19 protein-coding genes and 1 other annotated feature are annotated in these 21,190 nt (G+C 37.6%); of the genes, 3 read left to right on the forward strand and 16 right to left on the reverse strand.

The window, feature by feature from the left end:
* Positions 1-26: 26 nt before the first annotated feature.
* A complete protein-coding gene (locus tag ACX9TM_RS22185; protein ID WP_000242535.1) occupies positions 27-239 on the forward strand; it encodes a hypothetical protein in 213 nt (70 codons plus the stop codon).
* A gap of 46 nt (positions 240-285) precedes the next feature.
* Here the strand turns inward: ACX9TM_RS22185 and ACX9TM_RS22190 are convergent, their stop codons facing one another.
* The 7 genes from ACX9TM_RS22190 to cymR form a co-directional block, all read right to left on the reverse strand.
* Positions 286-414 (reverse strand): YrzQ family protein, encoded by a 129-nt coding sequence (locus ACX9TM_RS22190; protein ID WP_001053553.1) that lies wholly within the window; start codon positions 412-414, stop codon positions 286-288.
* An 18-nt stretch (positions 415-432) separates the two neighbouring features.
* Complete coding sequence (locus ACX9TM_RS22195) at positions 433-621, reverse strand: hypothetical protein (protein WP_000469281.1); 189 nt, start codon at positions 619-621, stop codon at positions 433-435.
* 127 nt (positions 622-748) lie between these two features.
* Positions 749-3,085 (reverse strand): SF1B family DNA helicase RecD2, encoded by a 2,337-nt coding sequence (recD2, locus tag ACX9TM_RS22200; RefSeq protein WP_000528082.1) that lies wholly within the window; start codon positions 3,083-3,085, stop codon positions 749-751.
* Positions 3,086-3,180: 95 nt separating this feature from the next.
* A complete protein-coding gene (locus ACX9TM_RS22205; RefSeq protein ID WP_000066409.1) occupies positions 3,181-3,840 on the reverse strand; it encodes a tetratricopeptide repeat protein in 660 nt (219 codons plus the stop codon).
* 109 nt (positions 3,841-3,949) lie between these two features.
* Positions 3,950-5,065 carry a tRNA 2-thiouridine(34) synthase MnmA gene (gene mnmA, locus ACX9TM_RS22210; RefSeq protein ID WP_001038010.1) on the reverse strand — a complete coding sequence of 372 codons (1,116 nt, stop codon included), beginning with the start codon at positions 5,063-5,065 and terminating at the stop codon, positions 3,950-3,952.
* 16 nt (positions 5,066-5,081) lie between these two features.
* Positions 5,082-6,227 carry a cysteine desulfurase family protein gene (locus ACX9TM_RS22215; RefSeq protein WP_000439884.1) on the reverse strand — a complete coding sequence of 382 codons (1,146 nt, stop codon included), beginning with the start codon at positions 6,225-6,227 and terminating at the stop codon, positions 5,082-5,084.
* A 35-nt stretch (positions 6,228-6,262) separates the two neighbouring features.
* Positions 6,263-6,679 carry a cysteine metabolism transcriptional regulator CymR gene (cymR, locus tag ACX9TM_RS22220; protein ID WP_000704116.1) on the reverse strand — a complete coding sequence of 139 codons (417 nt, stop codon included), beginning with the start codon at positions 6,677-6,679 and terminating at the stop codon, positions 6,263-6,265.
* Positions 6,680-6,972: 293 nt separating this feature from the next.
* Here cymR and ACX9TM_RS22225 point away from each other — a divergent pair, with 293 nt between their 5' ends.
* Both ACX9TM_RS22225 and ACX9TM_RS22230 read left to right on the forward strand, forming a co-directional pair.
* The gene (locus tag ACX9TM_RS22225; RefSeq protein ID WP_000812943.1) at positions 6,973-8,259 is read left to right on the forward strand and encodes a replication-associated recombination protein A; all 1,287 of its coding nucleotides are present in this window, start codon (positions 6,973-6,975) and stop codon (positions 8,257-8,259) included.
* Between the two features lie 37 nt (positions 8,260-8,296).
* On the forward strand, positions 8,297-8,938 hold the full coding sequence (locus ACX9TM_RS22230; RefSeq protein ID WP_000857709.1) for an RsfA family transcriptional regulator: 642 nt from the start codon (positions 8,297-8,299) through the stop codon (positions 8,936-8,938).
* A gap of 574 nt (positions 8,939-9,512) precedes the next feature.
* On the opposite strand, the gene ACX9TM_RS22235 is transcribed toward ACX9TM_RS22230, so the two are convergent.
* The 9 genes from ACX9TM_RS22235 to ACX9TM_RS22275 all read right to left on the reverse strand — a co-directional run bounded on the left by ACX9TM_RS22235 (position 9,513) and on the right by ACX9TM_RS22275 (position 21,123).
* Positions 9,513-10,280, reverse strand: a complete 768-nt coding sequence (locus ACX9TM_RS22235; protein ID WP_000903177.1) for a tRNA threonylcarbamoyladenosine dehydratase — start codon at positions 10,278-10,280, stop codon at positions 9,513-9,515.
* A 341-nt stretch (positions 10,281-10,621) separates the two neighbouring features.
* Positions 10,622-12,397 carry an aspartate--tRNA ligase gene (gene aspS / locus ACX9TM_RS22240; RefSeq protein ID WP_000840891.1) on the reverse strand — a complete coding sequence of 592 codons (1,776 nt, stop codon included), beginning with the start codon at positions 12,395-12,397 and terminating at the stop codon, positions 10,622-10,624.
* Positions 12,398-12,409: 12 nt separating this feature from the next.
* Complete coding sequence (hisS, locus tag ACX9TM_RS22245) at positions 12,410-13,681, reverse strand: histidine--tRNA ligase (protein ID WP_000027084.1); 1,272 nt, start codon at positions 13,679-13,681, stop codon at positions 12,410-12,412.
* Between the two features lie 69 nt (positions 13,682-13,750).
* Positions 13,751-13,981 (reverse strand) — a binding site (T-box leader).
* A gap of 54 nt (positions 13,982-14,035) precedes the next feature.
* Positions 14,036-14,212 carry a hypothetical protein gene (locus ACX9TM_RS22250; RefSeq protein WP_001242605.1) on the reverse strand — a complete coding sequence of 59 codons (177 nt, stop codon included), beginning with the start codon at positions 14,210-14,212 and terminating at the stop codon, positions 14,036-14,038.
* A 165-nt stretch (positions 14,213-14,377) separates the two neighbouring features.
* Positions 14,378-14,818, reverse strand: coding sequence for a D-tyrosyl-tRNA(Tyr) deacylase (locus ACX9TM_RS22255; RefSeq protein ID WP_001266965.1), 441 nt, complete (start codon positions 14,816-14,818; stop codon positions 14,378-14,380).
* Positions 14,819-14,834: 16 nt separating this feature from the next.
* Positions 14,835-17,018, reverse strand: a complete 2,184-nt coding sequence (gene relA / locus ACX9TM_RS22260) for a GTP diphosphokinase (RefSeq protein WP_001262795.1) — start codon at positions 17,016-17,018, stop codon at positions 14,835-14,837.
* Between the two features lie 210 nt (positions 17,019-17,228).
* On the reverse strand, positions 17,229-17,741 hold the full coding sequence (locus ACX9TM_RS22265) for an adenine phosphoribosyltransferase (RefSeq protein WP_000346215.1): 513 nt from the start codon (positions 17,739-17,741) through the stop codon (positions 17,229-17,231).
* A 47-nt stretch (positions 17,742-17,788) separates the two neighbouring features.
* Complete coding sequence (recJ, locus tag ACX9TM_RS22270) at positions 17,789-20,128, reverse strand: single-stranded-DNA-specific exonuclease RecJ (RefSeq protein ID WP_000941229.1); 2,340 nt, start codon at positions 20,126-20,128, stop codon at positions 17,789-17,791.
* Between the two features lie 101 nt (positions 20,129-20,229).
* Positions 20,230-21,123 carry a cation diffusion facilitator family transporter gene (locus ACX9TM_RS22275; RefSeq protein WP_000409743.1) on the reverse strand — a complete coding sequence of 298 codons (894 nt, stop codon included), beginning with the start codon at positions 21,121-21,123 and terminating at the stop codon, positions 20,230-20,232.
* Between the last annotated feature and the right edge of the window lie 67 nt (positions 21,124-21,190).

Raw genomic sequence — 21,190 nt, forward strand, 5'->3', positions numbered from 1 at the left:
AATTAATATAATCAGGAGGGCTAATTATGGTTTTGTTTATGCTTGGATTATCAGCACTTTTTATGATTCTTGAATGGATTTGTATCGGGTTCGGTATTTGGAAGGGGTTCTTTATTCATTCCTCACGTAAAGAAAAAGCGAAGCAATTATGGCAGTATGGAATACTTGGCGTTGGCTGCTACGGTCTATCTTATCTTTTCTCAGAGATCGGACTTTTTTATTTGCATATGGGTGCATAAAAAAACTCCCTTGTCTACAAGGGAGTTTTTCAATTTATCGAAATGATTATAAGTAAGACTTAATCATCTTACGTGCTTTTTTCATATTGCGTTTTGAAAATACATCTTGTTTACGAGCATATTGATATGCTGCAGCTCCAACACCTAATGCGATTAATGAATTGCGTAGATTCAAAGTAAATCCCCCTTTTCGTTATCCGATCGTTCTTTCATTCTCATCAAATAAATCATCAAGAGAGCTTAATGAACCATCTTCCTCAACTTGATGTGTATGGATTTTCCCCTTTGAAACCGATAATTCGATATAACAATTCCAGCAATAAAATTGGTTGACACCTATTTTTCCAATGTCTTTCCCTTTGCAATTTGGACAAATGAACATATGGCTTTCATCTCCTTACAGTCTCCCAGATTCTATTCGCCATTATGTCCAAACTGCATTCATTTATACATTACTGGAGCCTTTCAACGCTATGCGTTTGAAAGTTTCACTATATAATTTCACCTTGTTACATGAAATCATACGGTGAAATGTTTTCCACGTCCATTTCCTCGCCATTAACTGTGACCATCTGTACTTCTCCTTGTGATTCTTGCAAGCGACTAGCTAAAGTTGTTTGACGCATTGCATCATCAAGGCGATTTACACCAGATTGGAAAGCTGCTTCCTCCCCGCAAATAATAAGGAACTTCTTACTTCTTGTAATACCCGTGTAAATTAAATTACGACGTAACATACGGTTGTAACTTTTCACGATTGGCATAATAACAATCGGAAATTCACTACCTTGTGATTTATGAATGGAACAACAATATGCATGCGTAATTTGATTTAAATCGGGCTTCGTATACGTTACCTCAATTCCATCAAATGAAACGATAATCATATCTTGTTGCTCAACGTTTTCTTTTGCATAAAACACCGAAACAATTTCCCCAATATCACCATTAAACACTTGGCTCTCCGGCTGATTCACGAGTTGCAGTACTTTATCACCTCTTCGGTACACAACATCACCGTAAGCAATTTCTTTACTCTTTTCCCTCTTCGGATTAAATACTTGTTGCAGCGCTTCGTTTAATACATTAATACCAGCAGGCCCGCGGTACATCGGTGCTAATACTTGAACATCCCTTGCACTAAAGCCTTTTGTTTTAGCATTTTCGCAAACTTTTTTCACAACCTCAACAATTTGAGCCCCTGTACAGCTGATAAACGAACGATCTTTTTTGTTTTGCGCTAAATCTGGTGGTAGAGTTCCATTTTTTATCGCATGGGCAAGTTGAATCACTGATGAGCCTTCCGCTTGACGATAAATTTCAGTAAGCTTCACTGTCGGAACTGCGCCTGCATTTAATAAATCTTTTAATACTTGTCCAGGTCCTACAGATGGCAACTGATCTTCATCACCTACAACGATAACTTGAATATTCGTCGGCAACGACTTAAATAGCTGATTTGCAAGCCAAATATCAACCATTGAAAATTCATCGATAATAAGGAGCTTACCTTGGACAGGATCCGTTTCATTACGCTGGAAAGATCCTTCTGGCGTCCAACCAAGTAAACGGTGAATTGTGCAAGCTGGAAGTCCTGTCGATTCACTCATCCGCTTAGCTGCTCTTCCTGTTGGAGCTGTTAATAGTATTGGAAATGGATTATCATCACTGTATTCATTCGGATTTAACGATAATCCGTGAAGTGACGCATACATTTCAACAATCCCTTTAATAACTGTTGTTTTCCCTGTTCCTGGTCCACCTGTCAATAACATCATCGGTTTATGAAGTGCCGTTTGAATTGCTTCTTGCTGAAACGGTGCATATTGTACGTTCAGTTGTTCTTCAATTTCACCTAACGTTTTTAACACTTCCGCTTCTGGAAATGAAGGTGTTTCTTCTTGATTCATAAGCCTGCGAATAGACTTTACAACACCTTTTTCAGAGTAGAATAACGTCGCTAAATACACTCGTTCTTCTTCTATGATGACTTTCCCTTCACTTTGCATCGTTTCAATACAACCTATAATATCTTCCTCAGTCACTCTTCCTTCTTGATTGTTTAAAAGTGACATCGTTTCTCTTACAAGTTGATCTTTCCTCATATAAACATGACCAAGTTGTAATGAGACATTCTCTAATGTGTAAAAACATCCCGCTCGTACACGGTCGTCATGATTACCCGATATCCCTAACGCACGCCCTATATCATCCGCTCTTCCAAAACCAATCCCGTCCACTTCTTCAATAAGTTGATACGGATTATTACGAATCACTTCTAATGTCATCTCTTTATATTGCTGGTAAATCTTAATAGAAAGTTTCGTTCCAAAACCGTAGCCATTTAAAAAGCTCATTACTTTCTCTAATCCTTGATGTTCAACAATTGTCTCATATATTTCCTGAGCCTTTTGTTTATTAACAACACCATTTAACGCCTCAGGGTCATCCATAATTTTAGAAATAGCATGTTCTCCGAGATGGTCCACAATTTTTTCAGCTGTACGTTTTCCTATCCCTTTAAATAAATCACTCGCTAAATATTGCACCATACCTGCTTTTGTTTGCGGCAATTCTTTTTTAAATGTTTCAACCATATATTGTTTTCCATACTTTGGATGGTCCTTAAAATGACCTGTCAATGTAAACACTTCATCTTCATGCATGCGGGGAAAATGACCGTTTATCATTACTTTCTTTTCGTCATACGTTTCATTCGTTTCAATGACTTTCATACTGACAACGGAATAGAGGTTTTCTTCGTTGTGGAAAATGGTATGAAGAACTTGCGCTTTTATAAACTTTTTTTCTTCCTCAAACAAATCCATTGCATGTTGATTTCCCATCTTTCCTCTCCTTTCCGATATTTTCACTTTAATGAGCAGTACATCCCCCACCTTTTTAGATGAGGGATAACTACCCATTAAACTATATTTTTATCTTATTCAGCTTCTTGCTCTAATAAACGAACGCCATTACCCGCTAAAAAGTGATCTGGCTGAATTTCAGTTGCTTTCTTAAATAAAGCGAGAGCCTTCTCATTATTTTCCTCAAATACGTACGCAACACCTAAATTGTAATACGCATCTGCATGCTCTTCATCCATTTCTAATACCTTTTCAAAATAAGGTTTCGCCTCTTGAACATGTTCTAATCGCGCGAAGCAAAGTCCGCACTGGAATACAGCTTCTACATCGTTTTCATCTAATTCTGTTGCTCTTTGTAAGAATGGTAGTGCAAGACGATCATTTCCAAGCTGTACATGTGTGATACCTAACATAAATGTTACATCAGCTGATTGTAATCCAGCTTGCATTGCTTGTTCAAATACAGCTTTCGCCTCAGTAAATTGCTCTTGGCCATAATATACATTTCCTAAACCATAATAGGCAGCTGCAGATTTATCATCTAACTCTAGTGCGCGTTTATAAAATAAAATCGCTCGCTCGCTATCACCTAATACGTCTAATAAATTTGCAAAATTAATGTATCCAAGCGCATCTTTCGGATTTTCTTCGATTGCTTCTGTAAAATTTTTAGCTGCTTCTTCCCAGTTTCCTTCTTGCATATATTGAATACCTGTTTCAAGTTTGTTTGACATGTCCTTCACCTCTACAACAAATTATAACAAAGAATGTATTTTCCAAGCGAACGAAAATTCGCTTTATGTAAAAGAAACCTCTAACCGCTAATCGGCAGAGGCTTCTCGTTTATCCTAAATAATCCAATTTCTTACCACTACGGTATACTTCATCAATTGTAGCACCGCCTAAGCACTCATCTCCATCATAGAAAACGACTGCTTGTCCTGGTGTAATTGCACGAATTGGCTCATCACAAAGAATACGAACTGTATTTTCATCAACGATTTGAACCGTTACTTTATTGTCTTCTTGACGATAACGGAATTTCGCCGTGCACTTAAATTCGGTTTCTTTTTCTTTGTTACTTACCCATCCTACATTCGTAGCAATAACTTCATCACCATATAGAAGTTCGTTATGGAATCCTTGATCAACATATAAAATGTTTTCTTTTAGATTTTTCCCAACAGCAAACCATGGATCACCATTACCACCAATTCCAAGGCCATGACGTTGTCCAATTGTATAATACATTAAACCGTCATGCTTCCCTTTCACTTCACCAGATAATGTTTGCATTACACCTGGTTGTGCCGGTAAGTAGTTACTTAAGAAATCTTTAAAGTTACGCTCACCAATGAAGCAAATACCTGTACTATCTTTTTTCGCCGCTGTCGCTAAGCCAGCTTCTTTCGCCATTTCACGAATTTGCGGTTTCTTTAATTCACCTAACGGGAACATTGTTTTTGATAATTGCTCTTGGCTTAATTGATTTAAGAAATATGTTTGATCTTTATTGTCATCAACGCCGCGAAGCATTTTATATTCGCCGTCCATATAAGCAACGCGTGCATAATGGCCTGTTGCCACATAATCTGCACCAAGCGCAATTGCATGCTCTAAAAATGCTTTAAATTTAATTTCTTTATTACACATTACATCTGGGTTTGGTGTACGACCAGCTCGATACTCATCTAAGAAGTACGTAAATACTTTATCCCAGTATTGTTTTTCAAAGTTTACTGCATAATACGGAATACCAATTTGGTTACACACTTCAATTACATCATTGTAATCTTCTGTTGCTGTGCAGACACCATTCTCATCTGTATCATCCCAGTTTTTCATAAAAATTCCGATTACATCATAACCTTGCTCTTTTAATAAAAGTGCTGCTACAGATGAATCGACGCCACCGGACATTCCGATGACAACGCGTGTTTCGTGAGGTAGTTTGTTCATCATGTCACCTCCCATGCTAATTTTGTGTTAATCGCTTCACGATTTTCACTGTTTCGTACGCCGCTTTTTCAATTTGCTCTTTCGTATTTCCAAGTCCAAAACTAAAGCGTACGGATGAACGTATTTGATCGGAGTCTTTTCCAAACATCGCTACTAATACATGTGATGGATCAATCGAACCAGCTGTACAAGCAGAACCGCTTGATACTGCAATGCCAGCAAGGTCTAAGTTCACAAGAAATGGTTCAATGTTCATTCCTGTAAAACTTACATTAAGTACATGCGGTAAGCGATGTTCTAAGTTTCCGTTTACCTCGAAAGTAATGCCTTCATTTTTGAAGACAGATACCATTATATCTTTAAACTCTTCATATTGGGCATTTTTTTGCTCACGAGTTTTTTCAGCTATAAGAATTGCATGCTGAAGCCCAGCAATACTAGGCACATTTTCCGTACCAGCACGGCGTTTTCTTTCTTGCTCTCCGCCTATTAATAACGGTTCAAATTTCACATTTGCACCAGCGTATAAGAACCCTACACCTTTTGGCCCATTAATTTTATGAGCTGAAATTGATAATAAATCAATTCCAAACTCTTTCACATTAATTTCTACTAAACCGTAAGCTTGTACCGCATCTGTATGGAAATAAGCTTGATGATCTTTTAGCAACTTTCCTATTTCCACAATTGGTTGCATTGTCCCTACTTCATTATTCCCAAACATAACAGATACAAGAATCGTCTCTTCTGTTAATGCCTTTTGTATGTCAGAAACTTGAATAAGCCCTGTTTCATCGACAGGTAAATATGTCACTTCAAACCCTTCACGCTCTAACAATTCGCACGTATGCAAAATCGCATGATGTTCAATTTGCGTCGTTATTATGTGGTTACCTTTATGACGGTTCGCACGTGCTACACCGATAAGCGCTAAATTATCAGCTTCTGTACCACCGCTCGTAAATATAACTTCATTCGGATTCGCATGAATGCTGCGTGCACACACTCGTCTCGCCTCATCTACTGCATGGCGAGTTTGACGTCCATAAAAGTGAATACTAGACGGGTTCCCGAATATTTCTGTCATATATGGAATCATCTTTTCGACCACTTCTGGGTGAGTCGGAGATGTCGCAGCATGATCTAAGTAAATGCGTTCCATTAAATCTCCTTCTTTCCAAATCGTTTCACAAGGAATTAAATGTAAAACATATAGCCCCCGTGATTTTCTTCCTCATAACGTACTAAATCTTCTAACGTTGTACTATCTAACACTTCTTGCACCGCATCACGAACACGCATCCATAACTGGCGCTGTGCTGGCTCTTCTTCTTCTATCATTTCTACAACACTAATCGGTCCCTCTAATACACGGATTACATCCCCAGCTGTAATGTTAGCCGGTTGATCAGATAATACATATCCGCCGTATGCCCCGCGCGTACTCTTTACAAGACGAGCGTTACGAAGTGGTGAAATTAATTGCTCTAAGTAATGCTCGGATAAGTCATGCGCCTGCGCAATTGATTTTAATGAAATCGGACCTTCACCAAACTTTTTTGCAAGATCAATCATAATTGTTAAGCCATAGCGGCCTTTTGTTGAAATCTTCATCTATTTTGCACCTCTTTTCAAATTTTCACTTCTATTGGTTATATCTTATTTATAAAAAGAACACAATTTAAAATCCTATGAAATTATAGCATAATATAGTATTATAAGAAATTTCAACTTGTGTATCAAAATGATAACATAAAATCACATTGAAAAACTCGGAAATTATTACAATTGAAAGAAAAATGAAAATATTAACCTTCATTTTTCCCATAAAACAGCATCCTATTTCAAATTCCGTAGAAAAAAATGATACGATAGAACGAGATTATATATTAAGGGAGACGGTCCAAATGAAACAACCACTCGCACATCGAATGCGCCCTACAAATATTCAAGAAATTATTGGGCAACAACATTTAGTTGGTGAAGGAAAGATTTTATGGCGAATGGTCCAAGCCAATCATTTTCAATCTATGATTTTATACGGTCCTCCAGGTACAGGAAAAACATCCATTGCCAGTGCAATTGCAGGAAGTACCGGTACCCCGTTTCGTCTATTGAACGCTGTTACTCACAATAAAAAAGATATGGAAGTTGTCGTACAAGAAGCGAAGATGCATCGACACCTCGTTTTAATTTTAGATGAAGTTCACCGTCTAGATAAAGCAAAGCAAGACTTTCTATTACCTCACTTAGAAAGCGGACTTCTTACTTTAATTGGTGCTACGACAAGTAATCCATTCCATGCAATAAACTCCGCTATTCGAAGCAGGTGTCAAATTTTCGAATTACACGCACTAACAGAAGAAGATATTTTAATTGGGTTAAAAAGAGCTTTAGAAGATAAAGAAAAAGGGCTTGGAGAATATGCAGTAACGGTAACAGATGAAGCACTACATCACTTTGCAAACGCCTCTGGTGGTGATATGCGTTCCGCTTATAACGCACTTGAGCTTGCTGTATTATCTAGCTTTACTACAGACGATCAAGCGGCTGAAATCACACTCGAGATTGCAGAAGAATGCTTACAAAAGAAGAGCTTCGTCCACGACAAAGGCGGCGATGCTCATTATGATGTATTATCAGCATTTCAAAAATCAGTGCGCGGAAGTGATGTAAATGCAGCACTCCATTATTTAGCACGCCTTATTGAAGCAGGTGATTTACAAAGCATTGGCAGACGCCTTCTTATTATGGCTTATGAAGATATTGGACTTGCTAGCCCACAAGCTGGACCACGTACACTAGCTGCAATTGAATCAGCTGAACGAGTTGGATTCCCAGAAGCACGCATCCCACTTGCAAATGCCGTTATCGAGCTATGCTTATCACCAAAATCAAATTCAGCTTATAAAGCACTTGATGCTGCATTACACGATTTACGCAACGGTCAAACAGGTGACATTCCAAGCCATTTAAAAGATAGTCATTACAAAGGCGCAGAATCACTTGGAAGAGGCATTGGATATTTATATCCGCACGACCATCCAAACGGCTGGGTAAGGCAACAATACTTACCTGATAAAATAAAAAGCAAGCAATATTATAAACCGAAAACGACAGGAAAATTTGAGCAAGCACTTTCTACTGTTTATGAAAGATTACAAACTTCGAATAAAACGAAAAATAAAGGGTAACATAAACGAAAACGTCACCATTATGGAGGCTTCGCTTATGAAAACACGTCAAGATGCATGGACAAAAGAAGATGATCTCCTTTTAGCAGAAACTGTTTTGCGACATATTCGCAGCGGAAGTACACAAATAAAAGCGTTTGATGAAGTTGGCGACGCTTTAAACCGCACTTCCGCAGCTTGTGGTTTTAGATGGAATGCTGAAGTAAGACCGAATTACGAAGATGCGGTGCAGCTTGCAAAAAAACAACGTAAAGAATTAAAACGTTCTGAAGCTAATATAGAAAAAGATCGGTTCACGAAAACGAAACAACTCGTAATTGACGCCGATTTTTCAGAAGATATTACGCCAAGTAAACAAGATCTTACAATGCAAAATGTCATTTCATTTTTACAAAATTTAGAACATAACAATCCTTCACTTGCAAAGTTGCAAACTGAAAATGATGTATTACAAGCTCAACTCACCTCTCTGCAAAAAACGAATCATGAACTTGAAACGAAATTAGCGGTACTCACAAAAAAACAACAAGCAATCGAAGAAGATTACGCGATGCTTGTTCGAATTATGGATCGTGCTCGAAAACTTGTTTCAGTCGAAGAGCAAGAAGAGCAAATTGCCCCGATTTTCAAAACCGATCAAAATGGGAATTTAGATATTATTTATTCTGCAGAGAATTAAAAACAGGGATGTCACTTTTTTAACTGAGTGACATCCCTGTTTGTTTTCGGTGAACCATATATAGATATCGATAAATGAAATTATATTAACGGTTTTTCGAATATATCTATCACAACTTGCAATATATCAACGATTTTTCAAATATATCTATCACAACTTGCAATATATCAACGATTTTTCAAATATATCTATCACAACTTACAATATATCAACGATTCAATAAAGGATATCGATTTAACGACAAAGATTGACAATAACATTCCTCCTTGTCATACAAGGAAACTCCTAAAACAGATTAGATATTTTTTACTAAAATGTTATTATAAACATATACCTTTAAAGGGAGATGGTTGCTATTTCATTAATAATCTTCAAAATAACTCTTGGCCTTCTCGTCCTAACTTTAGCTCTTTTCACCATTAACAGTCTAAAAAAGACATCCGCCTATAAATCAGATAAATATGATTATTGCTTACTAACCTTACTTACATTTGAACTAGTAGTGATGCAAATATTCATATTTCTTTAATACATATAAAAAAGCATATATCCAAAATGGATATATGCTTTTCTTTTATTCTTGCCCTACACGTTTCACTTCTACGTTTTTAATGCGTTCACGTACAACGTGACTTGCCATAATTAAGCCTGCCACAGATGGTACGAATGCATTTGATGAAGGCGGTAATTTCGCTTTACGAATTTTTGCATTTTCGTCTGGTACGATTTCTTTACGTACCTCTTCACGAATTACGATTGGGTTTTCGTCAGAGAAGACAACTTTTACACCTTTTTTAATACCCTCTTTACGAAGCTTCGTACGAATGACTTTCGCAATTGGATCTGTATGTGTTTTAGAAATGTCCGCAATACGGAAACGAGTTGGATCCATTTTATTCGCTGCACCCATACTTGAGATAATTTTAATTTTACGACGTAAACATTGTTTAATTAAATGGATTTTGAACGTAATCGTATCAGATGCATCCACTACGAAATCTAAACCGTGCTTAAAGAACTCTTCATATGTTTCATCTGTATAAAACATTTCAAGTCCAATTACTTCACACTCTGGGTTAATGTCTGCGATACGCTCTTTCATTAATTCTACTTTTGAACGTCCTACAGTAGATACTAAAGCGTGAATTTGACGGTTTACGTTTGTAATATCTACAACGTCTTTATCAACTAATACAAGACGTCCAACGCCAGAACGTGCTAACGCTTCAGCTGCAAAAGAGCCTACGCCGCCAATTCCTAAAATACCGACTGTACTATTTTTTAATATTTCAAGTCCTTCTTTACCGAAGGCTAATTCATTACGTGAAAATTGATGTAACATTCAGCTCTACACTCCTATTACAAAAATGGTCTACCATGTATTCTAGCGTTTTTCCGACTATTTGTATAGAAAAAGTTATAGAATTCCTAAAAATACATATTTCGAGAATGAAAACATAGACCAGAATTTTATTTCTTCCTAAATACACGTTTAAAAAAGAGGATTTAGAGAACCGAGCAGATCGAGGCGCTGAAGCCAGGAGGAGCGCAGTGTAGAAACACTACTCGAGCACCGGACTGGCGAAGCAATGATGAGATGCGACAGTTATCTAAACCGGACTTTTTAAACAACCTCTCAAAAAAAGTCTAGACGGTTATAGTATAACCATCTAGACCCTATTCTTACTTCTCTTCTTTCAAGCTTAATTTTAAGTTCAGTTCTTCAAGCTGCGCTTCTGCAACTGGGCTTGGAGCTTCTGTTAATAAGCAGCTTGCGCTTGCTGTTTTCGGGAATGCAATTGTATCACGAAGGTTCGTACGGCCTGCAAGTAACATAACAAGACGATCTAAACCTAATGCGATTCCGCCGTGTGGTGGTGTACCGTATTCGAATGCTTCTAATAAGAATCCGAATTGCTCTTGCGCTTCTTCTTGTGAGAATCCAAGTGCTTTGAACATTTTTTCTTGTACGTCACGCTCGTAAATACGAAGTGATCCACCACCAAGCTCATAACCGTTTAATACAAGGTCATATGCTTGTGCACGTGCTTTTTCTGGTGCTGTTTCTAGTAACTCAACGTCTTCACGGAATGGCATTGTGAATGGGTGGTGAGCTGCGAAGTAACGATCTGCATCTTCATCGTACTCAAGTAGTGGCCAATCAGTTACCCATAGGAAGTTAAATTTACTTTCATCAATTAACTCAAGCTCTTTACCTAGACGTAAACGAAGTGCGCCTAAGCTATCTGCAACAACGCTCTTCTTATCTGCTACGAATAGTAATAAGTCGCCAGCAGTAGCTTCTAATGTGCTCATTAACACATTTGCATCTTCTTCACCGAAGAATTTCGCAATCGGTCCTTTTAGGCCGTCTTCTTCAACTTTAAGCCAAGCTAGACCTTTTGCACCGTATACTTTCACGAATTCAGTTAATGCATCGATGTCTTTACGAGAATATTTACTTGCAGCACCTTTTGCATTAATTGCTTTTACTTGTCCGCCGCTTTCTACAGCACTTGTAAACACTTTAAAGCCACAATCTGCTGCAAACTCAGATAAGTCTGTTAGTTCCATTTCAAAGCGTGTATCTGGCTTATCAGAACCGTAGCGAGCCATTGCATCAGCATATTTCATACGAGGGAATGGTGCACTCACTTCTACACCTTTTGCATCCTTCATAACTTTCGTCATCATACGCTCCATCATATCTAAAATTTCATCTTGTGTTAAGAATGAAGCTTCGATATCGATTTGCGTGAATTCTGGTTGACGATCCGCACGTAAATCTTCATCACGGAAACAACGTGCTACTTGATAGTAACGCTCAAATCCGCCGACCATAAGAAGCTGTTTAAATAACTGTGGTGACTGTGGTAATGCATAGAATTCACCATCATGTACACGACTTGGCACTAAATAGTCACGAGCTCCTTCTGGCGTGCTTTTCGTTAAAATTGGTGTTTCTACTTCTAAGAACTCTTCTGTATCTAAGAAGTTACGAATTGTTTTTGTTACATCGTGACGCATTTTGAATGTGTTGAACATTACAGGACGACGTAAGTCTAAATAACGATATTTTAAACGCACATCTTCTGATGCATCTGTATCATCAGCAATGATAATTGGCGTTGTTTTCGCTGCATTTAGTACATTTACTTTTGTTGCTTGTACTTCAATACGACCAGTTGCCATATTGTCATTAATTGCGCCTTCACCACGTTCAACAACTGTACCTTCTACGTGTAATACGTATTCGCTACGAATTGTTTCTGCTACTTCTAACGCTTCTTTTGATGTTTCTGGGTTAAATACAACTTGTACGATACCTGTACGGTCACGTAAATCGATAAAGATTAATCCACCTAAGTCACGGCGTTTTTGTACCCAACCTTTTAATTGAACTGTTTGTCCAACAGCTTCTACTGTTACTTTTCCACATGCATGTGTTCTTTCAGCCACTGTAAGTTCCCCCTATATTAATTTCTCTGCTACGTATGAAGCAAATACATCTAACGCTACTTCTTCTTGTTCACCTGTTGCCATATCTTTTAAGTTAATGATGCCTTTATCTAGCTCATCTTCTCCTAATACAGCTACAAATTTCGCCTTTAGACGATCTGCTGATTTAAATTGCGCTTTCATTTTGCGATCTAAATAATCTTTTTCAACTGACAATCCAGCTTTACGAAGATCGAACGCAACTTTTGCAGCATGGTCTTTCGCTTTTTCGCCAAGCGCTACAACGTAACAATCAATGCTATGTTCAAGTGGTAATTCAATGTTTTCAGCTTTTAGCGCCATAATTAAACGTTCAATACTCATTGCAAAACCGATACCTGGCATTTCTGGTCCACCGATTTCTTGTACAAGTCCGTTATAACGGCCACCACCGCTTAATGTAGTGATCGCACCGAAACCTTCTGCCTCACTCATAATTTCAAAAACAGTGTGTTGATAGTAGTCTAAACCACGCACTAAGTTCGGATCTTTTTCAAATGGAACATCCATCATCGTTAATAGTTCTTGAACTTTGTCATAGTATACTGCTGAATCTTCGTTTAAGTATTCTGTAATAGATGGTGCTGTTCCCATTAATTCATGGTTACGGTCTTTCTTACAGTCTAAAATTCGAAGTGGGTTCTTTTCTAAGCGAGATTGACAGTCAGAACAGAATTCGCCGATACGTGGCTCAAAGTGTGCGATTAATGCATCACGGTGTGCTTGACGACTCGCTGCGTCACCTAAACTGTTTAATACAACTTTAATATTTTTTAAGCCCATGCCGCGGTAAAATTCAACAGCAAGTGCAATTACTTCTGCATCAATTGCAGGGTCATTACTGCCGATTGCTTCGATACCGAATTGTACGAATTGACGATAGCGACCTGCTTGTGGTCTTTCATAACGGAACATTTGACCGATATAGTATAATTTCGTTGGTTGTGTCGCATCACCAAACATTTTATTTTCAACGTAAGAACGTACAACAGGTGCAGTACCTTCTGGACGTAATGTTAAGCTACGCTCTCCACGATCTTGGAATGAGTACATTTCTTTTTGTACGATATCTGTCGTATCACCAACACCGCGTAAAAATAGCTCAGTGTGTTCAAAAATTGGTGTACGAATTTCTTTATAATTGTAACGACGGCAAATTTCGCGTGCTTGCCCTTCGATATACTGCCATAACTCAACAGTGCCTGGAAGAATATCTTGCGTTCCGCGTGGGATTTGAATAGACATATTCAGTTCCTCCTCAAATTGTTTTAATCTTAATAAAAATAAAAAAACTCCCGCCTCTACTGTTTAAACAGTAGGGACGAGAGTATTATACCCGTGGTGCCACCCTAATTGAAGCACGTATGCTTCCACTTTTTTAATAACGCTTAAATATGCGTTCATCCCTACTAAGCATATATGCCGTTCAAGTTGAAACCTCTAGAGTGTCATTCAATCAGTCATCATGCAGAAATGTTTTCAGCCTAAGACATTCCTTCTCTTTCCATGTGTGTCTCATTTACTCTTCTCTATCAACGGTTATATTCATATGTAAATATAAAATTACTATACGTTTGTTAAGTAGGATTGTCAAGTGCTCTAAGAACGTTCAATCTGCTTCTTTAAACGCTTTACATCTTGAAGAGAAATCCCAAACTCCGAAGCAAGCTCCATTGAAGTATTGTTTTGCTCTTTTGAAATAAAATCATGAAAATTCACGTTAAACAGTTGATTTGCACCATTTGTAACAGAATGCCCTTTTTCATTCATACGCATACGTATATCCCTCACATTCAATATGGATGTTTTACTTTTTATTGTTCCATATTGATGAGAGAGTTATACATAACCGAAACTGCTATTGATTCCAAATAAATGAACAAAACATACAACAATGTATAAAAAAGAGAGGATTATATAACCCTCTCTTTTTTATGAACACTATTTACTTTCTACAATTAAGGTCACCGGACCATCATTGATTAAAGAAACGTCCATCATTGCTCCAAACTTCCCTGTTTCCACATGTAATCCTTGTTTACGAACTTCTTCATTAAAGAAATCGTATAAACGCTCTGCATAATCAGGTTTCGCAGCATCCATAAAGTTTGGACGTCTGCCCTTGCGGCAATCTCCGTATAATGTGAATTGCGAAATAGATAGAACTTGTCCTTCTACATCAAGTACAGAATGATTCATCTTTCCGCTCTCATCTTCAAAAATACGTAAGTTTGCAATTTTTTCCGCAATGTAAGTTGCATCTTTTTCTGTATCTTCGTGCGTAATGCCAACTAGTAATGTTAAACCGAACGGAATTTGTCCTACGATCTCACCGTCTACTGTGACAGACGCTTTCTTTGATCGTTGTAAAACAACTCTCATCTTTCTACACTCCCTATTAATGCATCATGCGTCGTACTGCATAAATTTCTGGAACGCGTTTAATGCGTTCTACTACTTTTTTCAAGTGTTGTAAGTTACGAATCGAGATTGACATATTAATTGTTGCCATCTTATTACGGTCACTTCTACCAGAAACAGCTGAAATGTATGTTTTCGTCTCTGTAACAGCTTGCAGTACTTCATTTAATAAACCGCGGCGATCGTAACCTGAAATTTCAATATCAACGTTATACTCAATTTCTTTTTCAGGGCTACCTTCCCACTCTACCTCTAATAATCGTTCTACAGCTTCTTCTGTATGAACATTTACACAATCACGGCGGTGAATTGATACACCTCGGCCTTTCGTAATATACCCAACGATATCATCGCCCGGAACTGGGTTACAGCATTTCGATAAACGGATTAATAAATTATCAGCACCGCTTACCTTTACACCAGAATCCCATTTTCGAATTTTCATCGGTTTACGGACTTCTTTAACTTCAACAATTTCTTCTTCTTCGCGTTGTTTGCGGAACTTGTCCGTTAGTCGCGTAACAATTTGCGAAGCTGTAATTCCGCTATATCCAACTGCTGCAAACATATCTTCTTCATTTGCAAAGTTAAATTTCTCAGCGACGCGTTTTAAGTTATCCGGCGCCAATACTTCTTTCATCTCATACTCTAGACCACGTACTTCCTTTTCAACAAGTTCACGGCCTTTTTCAATATTTTCGTCTCTACGTTGTTTCTTAAAGAATTGACGAATTTTATTTTTCGCATGAGATGTTTGAGCAAGTTTTACCCAATCCTGGCTTGGGCCATATGAATGTTTCGACGTTAAAATTTCAATGATGTCGCCTGTTTTTAATTTATAATCCAGCGTCACCATTTTCCCGTTTACTTTTGCACCAATTGTTTTATTCCCAATTTCCGAATGGACACGATACGCGAAATCAATCGGAACAGATCCAAGTGGTAATTCCATTACATCGCCTTTCGGTGTAAAGACGAATACCATGTCAGAGAATAAATCAATTTTTAATGACTCCATAAATTCTTCTGCATTAGAAGCTTCATTTTGCCATTCTAATATTTGACGGAACCATGTGAGTTTCTTCTCTAATGTACCTGTTGTTTCTGCTGTTTTTCCTTCTTTGTATGCCCAGTGTGCCGCGATCCCGAATTCTGCAATTTCGTGCATTTCTTTCGTACGAATTTGCACTTCAAGTGGATCACCTTTCGGTCCAATTACAGTCGTATGAAGAGATTGATATAGATTTGCTTTTGGCATTGCAATATAATCTTTAAAACGACCTGGCATCGGCTTCCAGCACGTATGAATAATTCCAAGCACAGCATAACAATCTTTAATACTATTTACAACGACACGTACAGCTAATAAATCGTAAATTTCATTGAACTGCTTATTTTGCAGTGCCATTTTACGATAAATACTGTAAATATGTTTCGGTCTTCCAGAAATCTCAGGTTGAATTGCAACTTCTTTTAATTTCTCACGAATACCAGTCATTACTTCGTCTAAATATTCTTCACGTTCTGCACGTTTACGCTTCATTAAATTTACAATACGATAATATTGTTGTGGATTTAAATAGCGAAGTGACGTATCCTCTAGCTCCCATTTAATAGTACTAATTCCGAGTCTATGTGCCAAAGGTGCAAAGATTTCTAACGTTTCATTCGCTATGCGACGCTGCTTCTCTTGAGGCAAATGTTTCAATGTACGCATGTTATGAAGACGATCAGCTAATTTAATTAAAATAACTCGAATATCTTGAGCCATTGCAATAAACATTTTGCGATGGTTTTCTGCTTGTTGTTGTTCGTGAGATTTATATTTGATCTTCCCAAGCTTTGTAACGCCATCAACAAGCATAGCAATTTCTTTGTTAAATTCCCGTTCAATATCTTCTAACGTAATCTCTGTATCTTCCACTACATCATGTAAGAAACCTGCTGATACCGTAGCTGGATCCATGTGTAAATCAACTAAAATACCTGCAACTTGAATCGGATGAATAATATACGGTTCACCCGATTTTCTATATTGTTCGCTATGCGCATCACGTGCATATTCATAGGCACGTGCCACTAGCTCAATATCTTCATCCGCTAAATATTGACTTGCTTTCTCGAGTACCTGTTCAGCTGTTAGTACCTGCTCATTTGCCATCGAATCACCTTTTATTGAAAATTGACTTTATCTTTATTTAATAGAATAAATTATATTCTATCATTATAACCCAATGATTGTGAATTGTGAAAAGGAAAAGATTTTACTGACATTTCACCATAATTTTTTGTTCAATTATACAAAAGTACCCGCTCCTCTCCAAGAGATTCACGGGTACTTTTTATCACCGTAGTTTTACCTATATAGTGATTAGTATTTTTCTAATACTAATACATCGTAACCATCTAACATTTTACGACCATCTAAGTAAGTAAGTTCTACTAAGAATGCAATTCCTGCTACAACTCCGCCTAGCTCTTCAACTAACTTAATTGTCGCTTCGATTGTTCCACCTGTAGCTAATAGATCATCTGTAATTAATACGCGTTGACCTGGCTTAATTGCATCTTTATGGATTGTTAAAACGTCTTTACCATATTCTTTACCGTAGTCAACTGTAATTACTTCACGTGGTAATTTTCCTAATTTACGAACTGGCGCAAATCCTACTTCTAACGCATAAGAAACTGGGCAACCGATAATGAAACCACGAGCTTCTGGTCCTACTACAACATCGATATCTCTTTCTTTTGCGTACTCAACGATTGCGTCTGTTGCTGCTTTGTATGCTTTACCGTCATTCATTAAAGGTGTAATGTCTTTAAACACAATACCTTCTTTCGGATAATCCGGTACAATTGCGATATGTTGCTTGAAATCCATATTTCTGAATCCTCCTCAGATCTAAAAGGTTTGTAAATACAAATCCTTTACCCTAACTGTTCTACTTCTTTATGATTACGAATCGTTTCAAACCATGTATATAGTTGCTGATATGTGCTATAAACCAATTCTTTTTCTAATTGTAAGTGGTTCATTTTCTCACGATATGTGTTCGATTCAATTAAATCACGCTTTTGTTTTTTGTCTGCCATAAAAATGACGCCATCTTTTATTGTAACAAATTCTAACTCAAAAAACACCTGTGTCATGAAATTTACTGTATCTTTTGACCAACCTTTATGACGACATAGTTGTTCTCCATATTGTCTTAAAGAAAATGGTGTTTTTTGGCTTAAGAAAGAATAGTACCATTTAAAGTGTTCTCTCGTCGGAACTGTACTAAATAAGTGGTTATTCTCTTGATAAAATAGCGTATAAATTCGCGCTGGGAATCCTACCTTAAATAGCTCACGTAATTCATCTGTTCCTTTTGGTAAATCAAGTAACACGATATATTGATCATCTAAATGCGTTACTTCTGAAGCATGCATGAGCTTTTCTTTATAGCTCTCTAAAGAAAATTTATTCAATACCTCTTCAGAAAAATACACCATTGTTATTTTTTCTTTCGGAAGTTCTGCTAAATTTGCTTCTGCATTACGCATACTACGCCAATCAAATAATTGCCACGCCTCTACAGCAATATCTTGTACCATTAGTTGTGGCTTCTTAAAGTTATTCCATTCATTAATAGACGCTTCTCCTATTACAGATACTTTTGCAACTGGAGAGATTTCTTTCGCATATGCACCAAAGCCAAATCCAATTGTATCCAGTGTTGCTTGTCCATCACGAAGAGCCATTTTTAAATGAGAGCCATCTGATCCGATTGCGCGAATGCTTTCTAACTCTGCATCTTTTACTGCAATACGTGGTTTCGGATTTCCAACACCAAACGGGGCTAGTTTTTGCATATCTTCAATTGCCGCTAGCGTTACATCCTCTACTTTACAAAAAACATCAACTGCTGTAATTGGAATAAAATCTTCTTCTGTTAAAATTGCATCTGCTTGTTCATTTAAGCGGCGACGTAATTCATCTACATCATTCATATGTAGCGTCATTCCCGCTGCCATCGGATGCCCTCCGAAGTGTGGTAATAACTCTCTACAATCTGATAAATTTGCAAACAAATCAAATCCTGCAATACTACGTGCTGAGCCTTTTGCTGTTTCTTTTATAGGATCAATGCTTAATACAATCGTCGGACGATAAAAACGTTCAACTAATTTCGAAGCAACAATTCCAATTACCCCTGGGTTCCAGCCTTCTTTCGCAAGTACTAATACTTTATTTTCTTCTGGTGGGAAGTTATTTTCCACTTCAGCGATAGCCTCTTCTGTAATTTGCTTTACAATATCTTTTCGCAGTTTGTTCAGCTCATCAATTTCTTCAGCTAGCTCTTTCGCTTCCTCTGGATCATCTGATAATAAAAGGTGTACAGCCGGCGCAGCATCTTCTAAACGCCCAACCGCATTAATACGAGGTGCAATTGAGAAACCAATACTCTCTTCGGTAATTTCACTTTGCGAAACGTTAGCAACTTTAAACAATGCCTTCAAACCAATATTTCTCGTCATACGCATATGTTTTAAACCGCGTTTCACTAGCAACCTATTTTCACCATGAAGTGATACTAAATCGGCTACTGTACCAATTACTGCGATCTCTAATAAATGTTCTGGTACACGGCCTAATAGTGCATGCGCAACTTTAAACGCAACACCTACACCAGCTAAATAGTGAAACGGATATACACCGCCATCTAATTTCGGATGTATAATCGCAAGTGCTTCTGGCAATTCTGGCGGTGGCTCATGGTGATCTGTAATAATTAGATCTATTCCAAGCTCTTTCGCTACATTCGCTTCATGTACCGCTGCAATACCAGTATCGACAGTAATAATTAGCGAGAACCCTGCGCTATGCGCCCAACGAAATGCTTCTTCGTTCGGTCCATACCCTTCTGTAAAACGATTTGGAATGTAAAATTCTACTTCTGCACCTAATTCTTGAAGAGCAAGATATAAAACTGTCGTACTACTTACTCCGTCCGCATCGTAATCACCAAATATTAATATTTGCTCTCCATTTTGAATCGCCTTATTTACACGTTCTACCGTTCTATCCATTCCTTCTAATAAAAATGGATCATGAAATTCTTGATTTTCTGTATTTAAAAAATCTAAAATCTTATCTTCTGTATCGAGTCCTCTACCGAGGAATAACGAAACGACAAGTGGCGATAACTGTAATTTACTTGCTAATTCACTCACTCGCTCGTCATTATATTCTTTTTCTTTCCAACGCGTCTTCGGTTGTAACACGAAATCACCCCTTAACCTGTTCATTATACAAGACAGATTAAGGGGTGACAATATAATGCAAACTACGATGCAATATCTATATACTAAAATGTTAATGATGTTTAATTTGGAGAATACGGATTTATATGTACGAATACATTTTGTACATTATCTTGTTTCATAAGTATTTCTTTCACATGTTTTCCAATACGGTGTCCTTCTTCTACAGTAATGTATGGATCTACGGACACTTTAATATCGACAATAACATAATGACCATGCTCCCGTGCATATAAAGAACCAATTTTTTTCACACCATCTACTTGAAGAACTGCTTCTCTAAGCGGAATAACATCCTCCTCATGAAGAACATGGTCAAGCGTTGCATGAATTGCTTCCGCTCCAATGCTCCATGCCATTTTTACAACAAGAAGTGAAACAACTAATCCCGCAATTGGATCAGCGTATACAAGCCAGTCTATACCAAGCTTACCACCTATTATAGCTGCACAAATACCGATTAAAGCTGCAATTGAAGAAAATACATCCGAACGGTGCTCATATGCATTTGCAATAATTGCATCACTGTTTACTCTTTTCCCTAATCGGAATTTATATTGAAACATTCCTTCTTTCACGACGATTGAAAGAACAACAGCAAATATCGTAATTCCTTTCGGCGGTTCTAGTTCTTGCGAAAAAGCTTTTATAGACGAAATCGCGATTTCAAGTCCCACAATAAATAATAATACCGCAACAATAATCGCTGAAATCGATTCCGCTTTACCATGACCATACGGATGATCCTCATCAGGTGGCTGCTTTGCCGCTCGCAATCCAAAAAGTACAGCTAGCGAACCTATTACATCTGATGCAGAATGCACGGCATCCGCTAATAGCGCTTTACTGTTCCCAATATAACCAATTACCGCCTTTACAATCGCTAATATAATATTACCAACGATCCCGACAATAGCACCAAACTCGGCCTGTTTAAAACGTTCATCTTTTTCCATAATTAAAATCCCTTCTTTTCTTAACCTATCTTTTTATTTTAACAAAAACAGCGATAACACCACCACT

This window comes from Bacillus sp. LH1, from assembly GCF_057924895.1.

Excerpts from the sequence above, each read along its gene's own strand:
- ACX9TM_RS22215 (WP_000439884.1), bottom strand. The coding sequence starts at position 6,227 with ATGGAACGCATTTACTTAGATCATGCTGCGACATCTCCGACTCACCCA.
- ACX9TM_RS22195 (WP_000469281.1), bottom strand. The coding sequence starts at position 621 with ATGTTCATTTGTCCAAATTGCAAAGGGAAAGACATTGGAAAAATAGGT.
- ACX9TM_RS22255 (WP_001266965.1), bottom strand. The coding sequence starts at position 14,818 with ATGAGAGTTGTTTTACAACGATCAAAGAAAGCGTCTGTCACAGTAGAC.
- ACX9TM_RS22225 (WP_000812943.1), top strand. The coding sequence starts at position 6,973 with ATGAAACAACCACTCGCACATCGAATGCGCCCTACAAATATTCAAGAA.
- mnmA (WP_001038010.1), bottom strand. The coding sequence starts at position 5,065 with ATGAACAAACTACCTCACGAAACACGCGTTGTCATCGGAATGTCCGGT.
- ACX9TM_RS22250 (WP_001242605.1), bottom strand. The coding sequence starts at position 14,212 with ATGCGTATGAATGAAAAAGGGCATTCTGTTACAAATGGTGCAAATCAA.
- ACX9TM_RS22265 (WP_000346215.1), bottom strand. The coding sequence starts at position 17,741 with ATGGATTTCAAGCAACATATCGCAATTGTACCGGATTATCCGAAAGAA.
- ACX9TM_RS22235 (WP_000903177.1), bottom strand. The coding sequence starts at position 10,280 with ATGTTACATCAATTTTCACGTAATGAATTAGCCTTCGGTAAAGAAGGA.
- hisS (WP_000027084.1), bottom strand. The coding sequence starts at position 13,681 with ATGTCTATTCAAATCCCACGCGGAACGCAAGATATTCTTCCAGGCACT.
- relA (WP_001262795.1), bottom strand. The coding sequence starts at position 17,018 with ATGGCAAATGAGCAGGTACTAACAGCTGAACAGGTACTCGAGAAAGCA.
- ACX9TM_RS22275 (WP_000409743.1), bottom strand. The coding sequence starts at position 21,123 with ATGGAAAAAGATGAACGTTTTAAACAGGCCGAGTTTGGTGCTATTGTC.
- ACX9TM_RS22230 (WP_000857709.1), top strand. The coding sequence starts at position 8,297 with ATGAAAACACGTCAAGATGCATGGACAAAAGAAGATGATCTCCTTTTA.
- ACX9TM_RS22185 (WP_000242535.1), top strand. The coding sequence starts at position 27 with ATGGTTTTGTTTATGCTTGGATTATCAGCACTTTTTATGATTCTTGAA.
- ACX9TM_RS22205 (WP_000066409.1), bottom strand. The coding sequence starts at position 3,840 with ATGTCAAACAAACTTGAAACAGGTATTCAATATATGCAAGAAGGAAAC.
- cymR (WP_000704116.1), bottom strand. The coding sequence starts at position 6,679 with ATGAAGATTTCAACAAAAGGCCGCTATGGCTTAACAATTATGATTGAT.
- recD2 (WP_000528082.1), bottom strand. The coding sequence starts at position 3,085 with ATGGGAAATCAACATGCAATGGATTTGTTTGAGGAAGAAAAAAAGTTT.